The organism is Billgrantia endophytica (assembly GCF_002879615.1).
Taxonomy (GTDB): domain Bacteria; phylum Pseudomonadota; class Gammaproteobacteria; order Pseudomonadales; family Halomonadaceae; genus Halomonas; species Halomonas endophytica.
Genome location: NZ_PNRF01000012.1, coordinates 177,226 through 192,701, shown reverse-complemented (window position 1 = coordinate 192,701; position 15,476 = coordinate 177,226). Strand labels below are relative to the sequence as shown.

General features: G+C 63.1%; 15 protein-coding genes and 2 tRNA genes. 2 read left to right on the top strand and 15 right to left on the bottom strand.

Annotation, left to right across the window (positions count from 1 at the left end; all coding sequences use genetic code 11):
* Positions 1-234 precede the first annotated feature (234 nt).
* The 4 genes from purC to dapA are packed head-to-tail and all read right to left on the bottom strand — an operon-like array spanning position 235 to position 3,723.
* Positions 235-948 carry a phosphoribosylaminoimidazolesuccinocarboxamide synthase gene (gene purC / locus C1H69_RS05990; protein WP_102652488.1) on the bottom strand — a complete coding sequence of 238 codons (714 nt, stop codon included), beginning with the start codon at positions 946-948 and terminating at the stop codon, positions 235-237.
* Positions 949-994: 46 nt separating this feature from the next.
* Positions 995-1,810 (bottom strand): MBL fold metallo-hydrolase, encoded by an 816-nt coding sequence (locus C1H69_RS05985; RefSeq protein WP_102652487.1) that lies wholly within the window; start codon positions 1,808-1,810, stop codon positions 995-997.
* Positions 1,810-2,778: a lipoprotein, NlpB gene (locus C1H69_RS05980; protein ID WP_240609831.1), complete on the bottom strand. Its 969-nt coding sequence runs from the start codon at positions 2,776-2,778 to the stop codon at positions 1,810-1,812. The genes C1H69_RS05985 and C1H69_RS05980 overlap by 1 nt, the downstream gene beginning before the upstream one ends.
* Positions 2,779-2,838: 60 nt before the next feature.
* Positions 2,839-3,723 carry a 4-hydroxy-tetrahydrodipicolinate synthase gene (dapA, locus tag C1H69_RS05975; RefSeq protein WP_102652486.1) on the bottom strand — a complete coding sequence of 295 codons (885 nt, stop codon included), beginning with the start codon at positions 3,721-3,723 and terminating at the stop codon, positions 2,839-2,841.
* Between the two features lie 221 nt (positions 3,724-3,944).
* On the opposite strand from dapA, the gene C1H69_RS05970 reads away from it, so the two are divergent.
* Positions 3,945-4,421 carry a peroxiredoxin gene (locus C1H69_RS05970; protein WP_102652485.1) on the top strand — a complete coding sequence of 159 codons (477 nt, stop codon included), beginning with the start codon at positions 3,945-3,947 and terminating at the stop codon, positions 4,419-4,421.
* Positions 4,422-4,477: 56 nt separating this feature from the next.
* Here C1H69_RS05970 and C1H69_RS05965 read toward each other — a convergent pair whose 3' ends face one another.
* The gene (locus tag C1H69_RS05965) at positions 4,478-5,578 is read right to left on the bottom strand and encodes an AI-2E family transporter (protein WP_102652484.1); all 1,101 of its coding nucleotides are present in this window, start codon (positions 5,576-5,578) and stop codon (positions 4,478-4,480) included.
* Positions 5,575-5,823: a sulfurtransferase TusA family protein gene (locus tag C1H69_RS05960; RefSeq protein WP_102652483.1), complete on the bottom strand. Its 249-nt coding sequence runs from the start codon at positions 5,821-5,823 to the stop codon at positions 5,575-5,577. The genes C1H69_RS05965 and C1H69_RS05960 overlap by 4 nt, the downstream gene beginning before the upstream one ends.
* A gap of 162 nt (positions 5,824-5,985) precedes the next feature.
* Here C1H69_RS05960 and C1H69_RS05955 point away from each other — a divergent pair, with 162 nt between their 5' ends.
* Complete coding sequence (locus tag C1H69_RS05955; RefSeq protein WP_102652616.1) at positions 5,986-7,434, top strand: M48 family metalloprotease; 1,449 nt, start codon at positions 5,986-5,988, stop codon at positions 7,432-7,434.
* Positions 7,435-7,464: 30 nt separating this feature from the next.
* Here the strand turns inward: C1H69_RS05955 and nadA are convergent, their stop codons facing one another.
* The 9 genes from nadA to radD form a co-directional block, all read right to left on the bottom strand.
* A complete protein-coding gene (nadA, locus tag C1H69_RS05950) occupies positions 7,465-8,493 on the bottom strand; it encodes a quinolinate synthase NadA (RefSeq protein WP_102652482.1) in 1,029 nt (342 codons plus the stop codon).
* Between the two features lie 242 nt (positions 8,494-8,735).
* Positions 8,736-8,811, bottom strand: a tRNA-Lys gene (locus C1H69_RS05945).
* Positions 8,812-8,841: 30 nt separating this feature from the next.
* Positions 8,842-8,917 (bottom strand) — tRNA-Lys (locus tag C1H69_RS05940).
* 87 nt (positions 8,918-9,004) lie between these two features.
* Positions 9,005-9,862: a 23S rRNA pseudouridine(2605) synthase RluB gene (gene rluB, locus C1H69_RS05935; protein WP_102652481.1), complete on the bottom strand. Its 858-nt coding sequence runs from the start codon at positions 9,860-9,862 to the stop codon at positions 9,005-9,007.
* Entirely contained in the window at positions 9,859-10,743 is an 885-nt protein-coding gene (scpB, locus tag C1H69_RS05930; protein WP_102652480.1) for an SMC-Scp complex subunit ScpB, read from the bottom strand. Before scpB ends, rluB begins: the two co-directional genes overlap by 4 nt.
* Positions 10,740-11,663, bottom strand: coding sequence for a segregation and condensation protein A (locus C1H69_RS05925; protein WP_240609846.1), 924 nt, complete (start codon positions 11,661-11,663; stop codon positions 10,740-10,742). The genes scpB and C1H69_RS05925 overlap by 4 nt, the downstream gene beginning before the upstream one ends.
* Before the next feature lie 84 nt (positions 11,664-11,747).
* The gene (locus C1H69_RS05920) at positions 11,748-13,088 is read right to left on the bottom strand and encodes an MATE family efflux transporter (RefSeq protein ID WP_102652478.1); all 1,341 of its coding nucleotides are present in this window, start codon (positions 13,086-13,088) and stop codon (positions 11,748-11,750) included.
* A gap of 15 nt (positions 13,089-13,103) precedes the next feature.
* The gene (locus C1H69_RS05915; protein ID WP_102652477.1) at positions 13,104-13,523 is read right to left on the bottom strand and encodes a MarR family winged helix-turn-helix transcriptional regulator; all 420 of its coding nucleotides are present in this window, start codon (positions 13,521-13,523) and stop codon (positions 13,104-13,106) included.
* Positions 13,524-13,609: 86 nt separating this feature from the next.
* Positions 13,610-15,433, bottom strand: a complete 1,824-nt coding sequence (radD, locus tag C1H69_RS05910) for a DNA repair helicase RadD (RefSeq protein WP_102652476.1) — start codon at positions 15,431-15,433, stop codon at positions 13,610-13,612.
* Between the last annotated feature and the right edge of the window lie 43 nt (positions 15,434-15,476).

Here is a 15,476-nt window from a genome sequence, read left to right as displayed (position 1 = left end):
TCATCTCTCCACGATGGCCGTGTCGGAATCGGTTGCCATCTGGAGAGGAGTCTATGGAGCGGTGCGGCGCTCGGCCTTGCCCGCCGGGATGGGGTTTTACCCTACCGTTGGAATATTTGCCCGAGAGTCTGAATTGCGACCAAAGGATAAGCGGTGGTTGTCAGGGCAGAATATGGCTCTCAAACGTATGAAGGCGGCCCGTAAGCCGCCTTCATGTCGCATGCATTCTGGCACTTAGCCAAAATCGACGCCAATACGACGCCCAACCTCCTCATAGGCCTCGATGACCCCCCCCAGCCCTTGTCGGAAGCGATCCTTGTCGAGTTTCTCGCGTGTCTTGGCATCCCACAGGCGGCAACCGTCCGGCGAGAATTCATCACCCAGCATGATCTTGCCGTTGAACAGACCGAATTCCAGTTTGTAGTCGACCAGCAACAGGCCGCCATCGGCGAAGAGCTGCTTGAGCACGTCGTTGACCTTGAATGTCAGCACCTTCATCTCGGCCAGTTGCGCGGGCGTGGCCCAGCCGAATGTCTCGGCCAGCGACTCGTTGATCATCGGGTCATGCAACGCATCGTTCTTGAGGAACAGCTCGAAGGTGGGAGGCACAAGCTCGCGACCCTCCTCCACGCCGAGGCGCTTGACCAGCCCGCCAGCGGCAATGTTGCGTACCACGCACTCGACCGGGATCATCTTCAGCGTCTTGACCAGACTCTCTGTGTCAGAAAGACACTGCTCGAAGTGGGTCGGGATACCCGCCGCCTCGAGCTTCCCCATGATGAAGGCATTGAATCGGTTATTGACCATGCCCTTCCGCGCCAGCGACTCCATACGCTCGCCGTCGAAGGCACTGGTGTCATCGCGGAATTGCAGGACCACGCGATCCGGGTCGTCGGTGGCATAGACCGATTTGGCCTTGCCGGCATAGAGTTCTTGGCGCTTTTCCATGGAGGTCTCCAGAAAAGGGAATCGCATGACAATGGTAAGTGACGATTCAGCTGATCGCCTGCCAGTGCAGCCCGTGATCCTGTGCGGCAACGATCAGGCGCGATGCATCACCGTCGAGCAGTGGCGTCAAGGCCTCGAGAGCCAGCTCAGCACGGTTGTTGTGTTCGGAAAGGTGCGAACAGACGATACGCTGCAGGCGGTCCAGTCCCAGACGGGCCAGCAATTCGGCCGCTTGCCCATTGGCCAGGTGCCCCCAGTTGCCTCCCACCCGACGCTTGAGCTTCGGTGGATAGGGCCCCGTCCGCAGCAGGTGCGGGTCGTGGTTGCATTCGAGTATCAACGCATCGCAGCCACTGAAGGCTTCGGCCACGTGGTCGCTTGGATGGCCAAGGTCGGTCAGCACACCGAGGCTGCAACCGCGAGTTTCGAAGCGAAACTGAACGGGCTCGCGGGCATCATGAGGTACCGTGACCGGGTCGATGACCAGACTCTTGATAGCGAAGCGGGACTGGGGGGTGATCCAGTGCAATCCGGGGACCTCACCCAGGCGACCGGAAAACCAGGTGCCCGGGGTCAGATGGACCGGCACGCCATGTCGCCGTGCCAGTGGCCCCACACCGCGCAAATGGTCGCCATGTTCGTGAGTCACCAGCATCGCATCCAACTGACGGGGGTGGACCCCCAGCCGGGCCAGCCGCCGTTCGGCTTCGCGCAAGCCGAAGCCACAGTCGACCAAGACGCAGGTTTCACCGTCACTGACCAGGGTGCCATTGCCTTTGCTTCCACTGCCCAACGAGGCAAAACAGAGCCGCCCGGCCGCGGAGGCGGCCGGCAACGGCTCGGCTGGCAGCGCTACGCTCATCAGCGCAGCAGGCCTGCCACCCGTTCCAGCAGCTCGCGGCCGTCGGCCTCGGTGAACGTCCGCTCGCTTTCGTTGATGGCGCGCAACACCGTCCGTTCGGCTCCTTCAGACTCCAGCACCAGTCGAATCTGTTGCGGCGTCTGGCGCACGTCAGAGCTGAGCACGATCTGCAGGAAGCCACGGCCGCGCTCGGTGACGGTCATGTAGCTCACCAGGAAGTCATGACGTTGAGGATTCTGCTCCAGCAGTTCCCGTTGCCCTTCCACGGCGAAATCGGCTTCCAATTGATGGTGCAGCTCGGCCCAGACACGGTCGATATCCAGCGGGATATGAACGACCCACTCGCCATCGCTACGCTGCTCGAAGCGCAGGCGCTCCTCTCCGGAGATCTGCTGCCCCGCCAGGGAAGTGGCACTGGCCGTGGCGGTACGTGCACCGAGATGCTGCTCCAATGCATCCAGGCAGGTGGCTAGCGGCTGTCCAGCCTGATCACACCGCACCTCACTGGCACCCTCACGCAGGCCCTGGCGCACGCTCAGTCGACCCTGGGTCGTTTCCATCACACCTCGCGCATCATCGCTGGCCTGAACCTGCAGGCCGCGAGCACGGGCAAAATCCTGAAGCTGGGGCCAGACCATACCCGGATCTGCGCCCACCACCAGCCAACGATCACTACCGATCTCGCGCCGTTCGACGAAATCACGCTCTACGGTTCTGCCGGTCGCCAGGCGCTCCGGGCTGGGCGCACTGAAGCGCTCACTGGAGCGCAGTGTCCCACTGGCCTGGGGTACCGGCATGGCATCCCGGTAGCGCTGAACATTGCGGCTTTCCGGCAGGACCAGGGGCTCGCTGCGCTGGGCCTCCACATAGTCGATGTTGCGATCATCGTAGAAGCCGTCGCGGGCACAGCCAGCGGTCGCCAGGGCAATAACCGCCACCAGCGGCATCCATTTCAGCGCAGAATTCATGCATCCACCTTGCATCGTGTTATCGGGGCAGTCTGGTTATCGGGTACCGGACAGAACTCATCAGTCGTCGATCACTCCGGCCAGCTGCAGGGCTTCGCCCACGGTCGAGTGGTACTTTTCTGACAACCAGGTCAAGGGCAAGCGAATGCCCGGCTCCATCAGGCCCATGCGGTGCAGAGCCCACTTGACAGGGATCGGGTTGGACTCGATGCCAAGGTTGGTGTGCAGCGGCATCAGACGCGTATTGATCTGATGAGCCTTGTCGGCATCCCCCGCCACCGCTGCAGTGCACAGCTCATGCATGGCCCGGGGAGTCACGTTGGCGGTCACGGATATGTCCCCATGGCCGCCCATCAGCATGAAATCGCAGGCCGTGGCGTCATCGCCGGAATAGAGCATGAACCCGCTACCCTTTAGGCGCGCGATCAGTTCCTCCGCCCGCTCCAGGTTGCCGGTAGCATCCTTGAGGCCAATGATATTGTCGACCTCGGCCAGGCGCAGCACGGTCTCGTTGTAGAGATCGGAACAGGTACGTCCCGGTACGTTGTAAAGGATCACCGGCAGCCGGCTGCCTTCGGCCACGGCCTTGAAGTGCTGAAACAAACCCTCCTGCGTCGGCTTGTTGTAGTAGGGACATACCGACAGACAGTAGTCGGCCCCTACCTCACTGGCGTAGCGAGCCAGCTCCACGGCTTCCGATGTCGCGTTGGCACCGGTCCCGGCAATGACGGGAATGCGCCCATTGACCTCTTCCACCACGGCGCGGATCACATCGAAGTGCTCGGCAAAGGACATGGTGGTCGGTTCGCCAGTGGTGCCGGCCGCCACGATGGCATCGGTGCCATTGTCGAGGTGGAAGCCCACCAGGCGGCGCAGCGCTTCCCAGTCGATATCGCCATTGACCTTCATCGGCGTCGCCAGGGCGACGATACTGCCAGTGATCATCCTTTCGTTCCTCTCCGCTCATGCCGCTCTCGGGCGCCGAATGTCGACAGGCCCTCGATGCCAAAGGGTAAATGGTACTCAGGCGGCCGAAGGCTGTACAGCGGCGCGCACCGGTGACTTTGACAGCCGCATCCGAGTTTCGTGTAATCAGGACCTTAGCCCTTGCACACTTTTCCCGGAAGGCTTTCCATAAAAGGCCATCCCAGACGACAGGAATCCCCATGACGCTTGCCATCGGTCAGCCCGTACCGGACTTCACCGCCGCTGCCACCAGCGATTCGACCATCACGCTCTCCGACCTCAAGGGGCGGCAAGTAGTGATCTACTTCTACCCCAAGGCCAGCACACCTGGCTGCACTACCGAAGGCGGTGACTTTCGCGACCGCAAGGAGGCCTTCGACGCGGCCAACACGGTCATTCTCGGTGTCTCCCGAGACGGCATCCGCGCCCAGGAAAACTTCAAGGCCAAGCAGAGCTTCAACTTCGAACTCATCTCCGACAAGGACGAAGCCGTCTGCCGCCTGTTCGATGTCATCAAACTCAAGAAACTCTACGGCAAGGAGCATCTGGGCATCGAGCGCAGCACCTTCCTGATCGACACCGAGGGCAAGCTGGCTCAAGAGTGGCGAGGCGTCAAGGTCAAGGGGCATGCCGAGGAAGTCCTCGCAGCCGCCCAGACGCTGTACGCCGGGAGCTGACCCACCGGCCGCCCGCAACGGCGGGCGGCACTGTCCCGAGACAGGGATTCCCCCCATCACTCCTCGCCGAGAGATTCCACCGCCTTCTTATCATGCTGCTTGTGGATACCCCGCGGCCAGGCGTAAACCAGCGCCTTGAGCAGGGTGGCCAACGGGATGGCGAAAAACACGCCCCAGAACCCCCAGATACCGCCGAAGAACAAGACGGCCACGATGATCGACACCGGGTGGATGTTGTTCGTTTCCGAGAACAGAACAGGAGCAAGGACGTTTCCGTCCAGGGCCTGGAGGACTCCATAGGCGATCAATACGTAGAGAAAGTCATGCGTCGGCCCGAAATGAAATCCCGCCACGGCGGCAACCGGCAGGGTGGCTACCGCCGCGCCTATGTAGGGAACCAGCACCGAGAAGCCTACCACGACGCCAAGCAGCGCCGAGTAGGGCAGCCCGAAAAAGGCAAAGGTGAAGAACGCCACGGTTCCGACGATGATGATTTCGATGAACTTGCCACGCACATAATTGGCGATCTGGGCATCCATCTCATTCCAGATACGCGTCATCAGGATACGCTTCTGGGGCAACAGCGAAAGGGTAAAGGCAACCAGTTGCTCCCGGTCCTTGAGCAGGAAGAAGACCAGGATCGGTACCAGCACCAGATAGATGATCAGCGCCAGAACGTTGCCCAGGGAGGCCAGCGAAAGCGTCAGAGCCCGCTGTCCGAACTGGGTCATTTCGCGGCCCGCCACGCCGATCCACTCCTGCACCTGATCCGGCGTCACCAGATGGGGGTAGCGCTCCTGCAGATCGTCGATGAGCTGCTGCCCACTGGCAAACATCCTGGGTGTCTCCTGCACCAGCCCCACCAACTGGTTCCAGATCAATGGCATCAGGATGAAAGCCAACGTCAGCAACACGCCCAGGAAGCCCAGGAAGATGACAATGACGGCCAACAGGTGCGGCATGCCTCGTCGCACCAGGGCATTGACGCCACCCTGCAGAAGGAATGCGAAGACCAGGGCGGTCAGAAAGGGAGCCAGCATACGACCGAACAGGATCAGCGCGGTAAAGCCCAGTACCAGCACCACCAGCAGGATCACCGCCTCCTCGTCGGAAAAATAGTGGTCGATCCAGCTCTTGAATACCTGCCGAAGTGTCATGTAACAGGCTCCCCGCCCTTGCGAATCCAGTAGTGAAAGACCTCGTCCCGCTCCTCACGGCCTACCAGCTCATGGATACTCTGATCGGCGAACGTCTGGAAATCCTGCCAGGAACCGGCATCGGTGGCCATGACCTCGAGCAGTTGGCCGACGGCCAGCCTGGCCAGCGCCTGCTTGGCCTTGAGCAGTGGCAGCGGACAGGGCAGACCGCAAGCATCGAGCACGTCATCTGGTTGCACAGCCATGGTGTCTCCCGGGAGAATGCTGAAGGATGTGGAGAGGGTGACGGCAGAAGATATGGCGCTACCGTTGCAAGCCACATCGAAACCCTGGAAATTTAAAGGCACTTTGCAGGCCGAATCAATGTCGGATAAGGATTCGACCGCTCCTTCATGCCGAGGATGGCCATGCTGCATAACGCCCGAACTTGCCTGATAGCCAGCGCCACGGTGCTGATGCTGGCCCTTCCCGCCCCTGCCAGCGCAACGGACGACTATGGGCTGCCCAGCCTGACCGGCAGCAACCAGGCCATGAGCGGTGAGGAGTACCGGCTCGGCCGCGCCTGGCTACGCCAGTTTCGGGCCAAGGCCCCGCAATGGCAAGATCCTATCGTCCAGGATTACATGGAGTCCCTGCTGGCCAGGCTGACGCCACACAGCGGCCTTACCGATACCCGTACCGTGGTGGCCCTGGTAGACAGCCGCACGCTCAATGCCTTTGCCGTTCCCGGCGGGGTGATCGGCGTCAATGCCGGGCTGTTCGCCTTCGCCGACGAAGAAGACGCCGTGGCCTCGGTACTGGCCCATGAACTGGGCCATCTCTCCCAGCGCCATTATGCACGGGGTCAGGCTCGCGCCGAACAGACCCAGATCCCGGTCATGGCCGCCATGCTGGCCGGCATGCTGATCGCCGCCAGCGGTGGCGGTGATGCGGGCATGGCGGCCGCCATGGGTTCCCAGGCCGCCTTCATCCAGGACCAACTGGCTTACTCACGACGCTTCGAGCAGGAAGCCGACCGGCTCGGCCTGCAGGCCATGTCCCAGGCCGGCTTCGACCCTCAGGCCATGGTACGCATGTTCCGTGCCATGCAGCGTCAGGCCAGTCTACAGGGCGGCAACCCGCCGGAGTTCCTGCTGACTCACCCCCTGACCGAATCCCGAATCAGCGACGCCGAATCCCGTGCCGCGCAGCTTCGGCCCGCCGAACCCCGCAACGGCGAACCTGTCTACCACCTGATCCGGGCCAGGGCCCTGCTGACCGTTCACCAGCGCGACCCGCAGCAGGCTGCAACACGCATGGCGCAGGATGGAGCGCCCGAAACGGCCAGCCGCTACCTCGACGCCCTCATCCAAGCGCAAAGAGGCGACACCGATGCTGCCCTGAGCAACCTGGATGCCCTGGCACGCGAACTGCCCGACCTGGCACTGATACCCGTCAGCGCTGCGGAAGTCGCCTTCGACGCCGGCCGCTATGACGATGCCATCGAACGCAGCCGCCGTCTGCTCCGGCTGATGCCCGGCCATATGCCAGCCACGCGGGTGCTGGGTGAGGCATTGCTGCAGCGCGATCCCAACGAGTCCTATCGAATCCTGCGTGAACTGGCCGACCGGCGCCCGGAGGACCCTCAGGTATTCACCCTGCTCGCCGAAGCCGCCGGGCGCAGCGATCGCGAGGCGTGGGGCCACCTTGCCCGAGCCGAGCATATGCAACTGACCGGCAGCATCGACCGTGCCATACACCAGCTCGATGTGGCGAAACAGGTGGCCGAGCGCAGCGGAGACACCAACGCCGCCAGTCGGATCGCACAGCGTCGCGAGGATTTCGTCGGTTATCGGGAAACGCTGGAGAAGTTCTAGCCGTTGCGCAATCGCGATGCGCAGCGGCGCTCAGCGCTGGAAATTGAGCATTCGCTCCAGCGGCTTCAACGCCTTGAGACGCAGCCCTTCATCGACGTGGATCTCACCCATGCCGTCACGCAGGGCACCGGCCAGGTTGTCCAATGCGTTCATCGCCATCCACGGGCAGTGCGCGCAACTCTTGCAAGTGGCACCGCTGCCGGCGGTGGGGGCCTCGAACAGGGTCTTGGCCGGCACCATCTGCTGCATCTTGAAGAAGATGCCGCGATCAGTGGCCACGATCAGCTTGTCGTGGGGCAACTCCTTGGCCGCCTTGATCAACTGCGACGTGGAACCCGCCACATCGGCGAGCTCCACCACCGACGCCGGCGATTCCGGGTGCACCAGCACCGCGGCCTCGGGGTACAGGGCCTTGAGGTCTTCGATCCCCTTGGCCTTGAACTCTTCATGAACGATACAGGCACCGTCCCACATCAGCATATCGGCGCCGGTCTTCTTCTGGATATAGCCCCCCAGATGCTTGTCCGGTGCCCACAGGATCTTCTCGCCACGGGACTGTAGGTGTTCAATCACGTCCACAGCGATCGACGACGTCACCACCCAGTCGGCGCGAGCCTTCACCGCCGCCGAAGTGTTGGCGTATACCACCACCGTGCGATCGGGGTGAGCATCGCAGAAGGCACTGAATGCGTCGGCGGGACAGCCGATGTCCAGTGAACAGGTCGCTTCCAGGGTCGGCATCAGCACGCGCTTTTCCGGGGACAGTATCTTGGCCGTCTCGCCCATGAAACGAACGCCTGCCACCACCAGGGTATTGGCGTCATGGCGAGCACCGAAGCGGGCCATCTCCAGGGAGTCGGCAACGCATCCGCCGGTTTCTTCAGCCAGTTGCTGGATCGCATCGTCGGTGTAGTAGTGGGCCACCAGCACGGCATTCCGCTCCTGGAGTAGCCGCTTGATCTCGGCGACGCGAGCACCATCTTCGGCAGGAATTCGAGTGGGGCAATAGGCGCGTGCCAGGTGACTACGCACCTCGGCTCTGGAAGTCATGATCGTCATCGTGTCTACCACTGTGACTGGCAGGGGCTCCCCCTGCATGTAACGGGTACATCGCGAGTCACACGCTCCGTGCGGGCGATGCGCCTGCGGCAAAGGCTGCGTCTCTCGCTGCCTCGGCCATTCCCTTATTCTAGACCACATTGCCGCGCAAATGCATGCCCTGCACCAATTGTTTGCCGATGCGGAGGCGTAACGCAAAGCGCCCTCGCTTCCAGGGAAACGAGGGCGCTTTTCTCACAATCTGGTGGGTCGTGTAGGATTCGAACCTACGACCAATTGGTTAAAAGCCAACTGCTCTACCAACTGAGCTAACGACCCGGCGCTTGCGAACAAGCGTACAGGCTCGGATGGTGGGTCGTGTAGGATTCGAACCTACGACCAATTGGTTAAAAGCCAACTGCTCTACCAACTGAGCTAACGACCCGTCCGAACGGGGGCAGATATTACCGATCGAGTTCCCTGAGAGCAAGGATTTTTTCCCAATGCCATTGTCGTCCCGCAGGAGGCCGGCTCAGCGGCTGCGCGGGGTCTTCGGCTTGCGCATGGCCTGTACCGGCCGCCGCTTGTGCTTGTCACGACTCCAGCGATTCTTCTCGTCGGGCGTCAGCTCGGGCACCTTGCGCGACGGCAGCCCGGCACTTTCCGCCAGGTCGTCGATCTCCACCTGGGAGAGCTCCACCCACTCACCGGCCTTGGCCCGCTTGTCGAGGAAGATGTTGCCGTAGCGCACCCGCTTCAGGCGACTGACCGTCAGCCCCTGGGATTCCCACAGACGCCGGACCTCCCGGTTGCGACCCTCGGTGATCACCACATGAAACCAGGTATTGATGCCTTCACCGCCGAACTCCTGCACATCGGTAAAGCGAGCCGGCCCATCCTCGAGCATCACGCCCTGCACCATGGCTACCACTTGCTCCTTCTTCACTTCACCCATGACCCGCACGGCGTATTCACGCTCCACCTGGGTGGAGGGGTGCATGAGGCGATTGGCCAGTTCACCATCGGTGGTGAACAGCAGCAGCCCGCTGGTGTTGATATCCAGCCGGCCAATGGCAATCCAGCGCTCGCCCCTCAGACGTGGCAAACGCTCGAAGACGGTGCGGCGCCCCTCCGGATCCTTGCGCGTGCAGAGCTCACCTTCCGGCTTGTTGTACATGATGACCCGTCGTGGCGTCTCCTCGGCGCCACGCAGGGTGACGGGGCGATCGTCGAAGGTTACCCTGTCGCGCATCTCGATGCGATCGCCCAGGGTAGCGGGCTTGCCGTTGACCTTGACACGGCCGGCCTCGATGGCCGCTTCCATTTCGCGGCGTGAGCCCAGCCCGGCGCGTGCCAGGACCTTCTGCAGTTTTTCGGTGGTGGTTGTCATGGGTCGTCAGACGTCTCTTCGGATGTGGATTCCGCCCCCGCTCCGCCATCATCATCGACGCTGGTGCGGGCACGTTCGGCCAGGCGCGCTTCGAGATCGGCGAAGCTGAGTCCCGGCCTGTTGGACGCCTTCCCGGCGTGTCTCGCGTCGGCCGTCCCGGCCGTCGTATCTTGGGGTTCTGGCTGCTCTGAAACCGATGAAGCGGCTACCCGGCCTGCCTCATCCTCGGTATCGTGCGGCTCATGGCCGACTTGCTCGGAATCGTCGCCCTCGGGGCCCTGCTCACCGGCCCGAGACAGCACATCGGGCGGCGGCGATCCCTCATCCTCGAAAAAGGGCTCGGCCAGCCCCTTCAGTTCATGCATGGGCGGCAACTCATCAAGCGTCTTGAGACCGAAGTCATCGAGAAACGCTCGGGTGGTGGCATAGACCGACGGCCTCCCCGGCACATCACGATGGCCAACCACTCGTATCCAGCCGCGCTCGGACAGGGTGCGCATGATCGAACTGCTCACCGCCACGCCGCGCACTTCCTCGACATCCCCACGCGTCACAGGCTGACGGTAGGCGATAAGCGCCAGGGTTTCCAGTAGCGCCCGGGAGTAGCGTTGCGGCCGCTCATCCCAAAGGCGCGACACCCAGGGTGAGAGACGGGGCCTTATACGCAACTGGAAGCCTGAAGCGGTTTCGATCAGTTCCAGTGCACCGCGGTCATGCCGCCCTTCCACACGGGCCAGTGCCTCTCGCAGGGCACGACGGGGCGGCCGCTCATCATCATCGAACAGCGTTTCCAGGCGTTCCAGCGGCAGCGGCTCTGCAGCCGCCAGCAGCGCCGCCTCGAGAATCTCATCGAGGCTGTCAGGTAGCTCCATGGCGGTCATGATGTCTTGCTCCCTCCCGACATGCCGATCTCTCCCTTCTCGGCGAAGGGACTCTCGACATCGCTCTCGTCGCTGAAGTCCGGTTCATCCGTCTCGTCCCGGGGTATCCGGGCACGCAGATGGATCGGAGACAGCGGTGCATTCTGCACGATTTCGATCATCGCCTCCTTGGCCAATTCAAGAATCGCCATGAAGGTGACGATCACACCGGCTCGGCCCTCCTCCAGCGTGAAAAGCGCTTCGAAAGGGGTGTAGTGCTCATGGCCCAGGCGCTCCATGATCGCCAGCATCCGCTCCCGCGTAGAAAGCACCTCACGGCTGATATGATGCACCTGATTGAGTTCGGCACGCCTCAGGATACCGGCCAGGGCGCCAAGCAGCTCATCCAGCTCGACGTCGGGGTGAATGACACGCGCCTGCAGGGGCGGCAAGGCCGCTCGTGCCGGAAACCAGTCGCGCCCCACGCGAGGTAGCTCCGCCAGGGCCTCCGCTGCGCTCTTGAGCTGCTCGTACTCCTGCAGGCGGCGGATCAGCTCGGCGCGCGGATCACCCTCGTCGTCCTCGTCATCGTCCTTGGGCGGCCGCGGCAGCAGGGTACGCGACTTGATCTCGGCGAGCATCGCCGCCATCAGCAGGTACTCGCCGGCCAGTTCGATCTCCATCGCCTTCATCAGCTCCACGTACTCGATATACTGGTGCGTGATGGCGGCCACGTCGATGGCCAGGATATCCAGATTCTGGCGGCGAATCAGGTACAACAGCAGATCCAGCGGCCCCTCGAATGCCTCGAGAAATATCCGAAGCGCCTCCGGCGGGATATAAAGGTCTTCAGGCAGCTCGGTGATGGGCTCGTTGAACAGGCGTGCGACGGCCTCCGCCCGCTCGGCGGCGGGGGCTTCCTGGGTCTCGTCCGCACCGATCGCCTCACTCACGCCTATGCCGCTCTCCTCGTCTAGTCGGCCAGTTTAGCAAGTCGCTGCCAACGGAGACAGCGCACGAGTGCCTTATACAGCGGGTAGTGCGGCACCCTGCTCTTGCCGCCCAAGCTTTCGCCATTGACGCGCCACCATGAACAACACCAGCGACGACAGCACCACATTGGATAGAGGCAGGGCAAGCCACACGCCCTGCAGCCCCAGGAACAGTGGCAACACCGCCAGAAAGGGCAGTTGGATCAGCATATTGCTCAAGGTGATCAGGATCGCCTGCCGGCCCAGGCCCATGGCCTGGAAGAAGCATGCCGCCAGCACGATGAAGCCATCGAGGAAGAGTGCGAACAAGTGTAGACGAACCCCCGAGACCGTCGCCCTCAGCAAGGCGTCGTCGCCGGACACGAAGATGGCGGCGAACCAGGCCGGCCGCACCACCAACGCAGCCGTCATCAGCCCGCCGACGCCCAGCGCGCTATAGAGCCCGAGCCGGAACACGCGCTTGATGGCGGTGGCCCGGCGCGCCCCGTGGAAGTAGCTGATCAGCGGCTGCATGCCGTTCGCCACCCCCTCCGCCAGCATGTAGTAGAACGCCAACAGATAACCGGCGATGGCATAGGCCGCCACCTGCACGGCGCTGCCATGCTGCATCAGCAGCACGTTGTGAAGCACCACGACCATGCTGATGTAGAGGTACATCAGCATGCTGGAGAATCCCGTGCCCAGCACGTCCCGGCATAGCCCGGGCTTGAACGGCTGCCAGCGCAGCAGCAGCGACCCCGTGCGTCTCGACAGGAAGGTCAGGCAAACCAGGATGACGAGGCTTTCGGCCAGCACCGTGGCCCAGGCGGCACCGTACAACCCCCATTCGAGCCATACGATGAAGATGTAATCGAGCAGGATATTGGCCAGGGCACCCACCACCATGGCCAGGGTGGCCAACCTCGGCGCACCCAGGTTACGTACCCAGAAGGGCAGCGCCAGGCTGGCCATCACCAGGGGGGAGGCCCATCCCATCACGTGCAGATAGTCCCGGCCCAGGGCCAGCACCTCATCCGGCGCCCCCTGCAGGGAGAGAAAGGCCCCGCTACCTGCCAGCATCAAGCCGCCGATCGGCCCCCCGACCAGCAGCAACAGCCATGCCCCCTGCCCCAGGACGGCCTCCGCACGCTCTGCCCTGCCCGCCCCCTGGGCGATCGAGCACTGGGCGCCGATACCGACGCCGATCATCATGCCCGCCGCCAGCAGCACCCCCACCCAAGGCCAGGCCATGGTGATGGCGGCCAGCCCCGGTGCCCCGACGACACGGCCGATGAAGATCCCATCCACCACCTGGTAGGTGCCACTGACCACCAAGGCCACCACGGCAGGCAAGGTATAGCGCCAATAGGCGCGAGTGATCGATTCGCTTCTCATCACGCGTTCCACTCGTCATTTCAGGCCGCGACTCGCCTTTTCCAGCAGGCGAGACAATTCCCGCACCTCTTCCTCGTCCAGGGCCTCGCGCAGCGACGCCGCGGCGCTGGCGTAGACATCCCGCTCCTCGACCTCCAGGTGTTGCGTCCTGATGGTGGCGTATAGCCGCGTGGCGCGGCGGTCTGCGGGGCACGCGGTCTTGCGCAGATAACCGCGTGCCCCGAGCTTGCTGACCATGACACTGGCCGAGGCCTTGCTGACCCGCATCAAGGCGGCCAGTTCGGTCAACCGCAACCCCTCGGGCGCCGACAGCAGGGCGTAGAGATAATCCAGCTCGCTGTTGGTCAGCTCCATGCTGCCACTGTGCTGGGAGTGCTGGCGCCATAGATCCCACATATGCCGCTCCAGACGTTTCAAACCCTCTTCCAGCGTCATGGGAGACTCCCGTCATAAAATATTCGTTAGGCTAACTAATCAAATGGGTAAAAACAAGCCGGAGGAACGAAGTGCTCCCGGCAATGCTACTCCGCCGCATCTGCCTTGCGATAACGCCCGGCATAGTCGAAGAGTTTCTCGCGCACCTGCCAGTACCTGCCCACCTTGCGACCCACGACGAAGTCCGGCGCGCGCAGGCGACGTTGCCCGCCGACGACCGCCTCTGGCGAGTCCGGCCGCCAGGGCGCTCCCGGCGCACGCAGGTGATCGCGCAGGAACACCGCAGCGAAGGCATTGCGCTGGGCCGGGGTTTCCAGGGCGAACCACTCCGACAACGTCGCTCCATCCTCGTCGTGGTAGGTGACCTTGAGCCTGGGCAGCCCCTTGCCGTTGTGTGTCGCTTCGAGCTGCATGCCGCTGACCCGCAGCACCCGCGCGTCCTTGAGGCGCAGCGCCTCCTTGAGCTTATCATCGGCATCCACCAGCAGCGTCTGGCAGCCATGGCAGCGCCGTGCGGCGATGTCGTTCTCGGCGCCGCACTGTTCGCACACTTTGAAGCGGAAGCGGAACGAACATTGCGTCATCGCCGATGTCGATGTTGTGCTTTCAGCGCGGGTTCGGGCGCTATCGACAACAAGCCCCTGGCAGCGGCGGCCGAAGTGTTCGATGACCAGATCGCCGTCGCGCTTGCCCCAGAACAGGTTGGCGTGGCCACAGCTCGGGCACTCGACCTGTACCGGCTCGGCATCCGGGTCGGGCTTGGGCGAGCCGACCTCCGGCGCATAGAGATCCCAGGGGTTGCCTGCATAGTCGAGGATCAGGCAGTCCGTCTTGCCCGGCGCCAGGCGCAGCCCACGACCGACGATCTGCTGGTAGAGGCTGACCGACTCGGTGGGGCGCAAGATGGCGATCAGGTCCACATGCGGTGCGTCGAAGCCGGTGGTCAGCACCGCCACGTTGACCAGGTACTTGAGCCGCTGCGCCTTGAAGGCATCGATGAGCGCCTGACGCTCGCGAGATGGGGTATTGCCGGTGACCAGTGCCGCCTCTTGCGTCGGCAGGTAGGTGAGAATCTCCTCGGCATGAGCCACGCTTGCCGCGAAGATCATCACCCCCTGGCGGTCACTGGCACGCTCGATCACCTCGGCGATGATGCCCGGCGTGGCGCGGCTACCGGCGACCACCCGGTTGAGCTCCTCCTCGCGGAACAGCCCGGACGCGGAGGGCAAGAGCCGTGAGAAGTCGTAGCGCTCGACCGCGGCATCGATCCTTCGGGGTTCGGCCAGGTAGCCCTGCTTGACCATCAGCCGCAGCGGCTGTTCGAACACGCAGTCGCGAAAGAAACTTTCCGCATCGCCACGCACCATGCCATGGTAGTGGCGGTGATAGATGAATCCCTGCCCGAGACGGAATGGCGTGGCGGTCAGGCCCAGTATCTTGAGGCGCGAATTGCACTCGCGCAGATGATCGATCACCTGGCGATAGCTGGAATCCGTCTCCAGCGATACCCGATGGCATTCGTCGATCACCAGCAGGGTGAAAGGTCCCTTGCCATGGCTGGAAGAATCGAAGCGCTCGAGATTGCGCACCACCGACTGCACCGAGCCGAATACCACCTGGCGCGCCGCCTCCTTGCGCCCCAATCCGGCACTGAAGATATCCGCCTCCAGCCCATAGGCGAGGTACTTGGCATGGTTCTGCTCGACCAGTTCGCGCACGTGGGCCAGCACCAGTACCCGCCCACGCGCCAGCCGCGCCAGTTCGGCAATCACCAGCGACTTGCCGCTTCCGGTCGGGAGCACCACCATCGCTGGCTCATCGGTCGCACGGAAGTGCTCCACGACACGCTGGACCGCCTCCCGCTGATACGGACGCAGCAAGGGCTTCTGGAAAGGTATCGAAGGAGTCATGGGCAATGAAGAAGAAGACATGGCACGGCAAGATGGCGGCGGG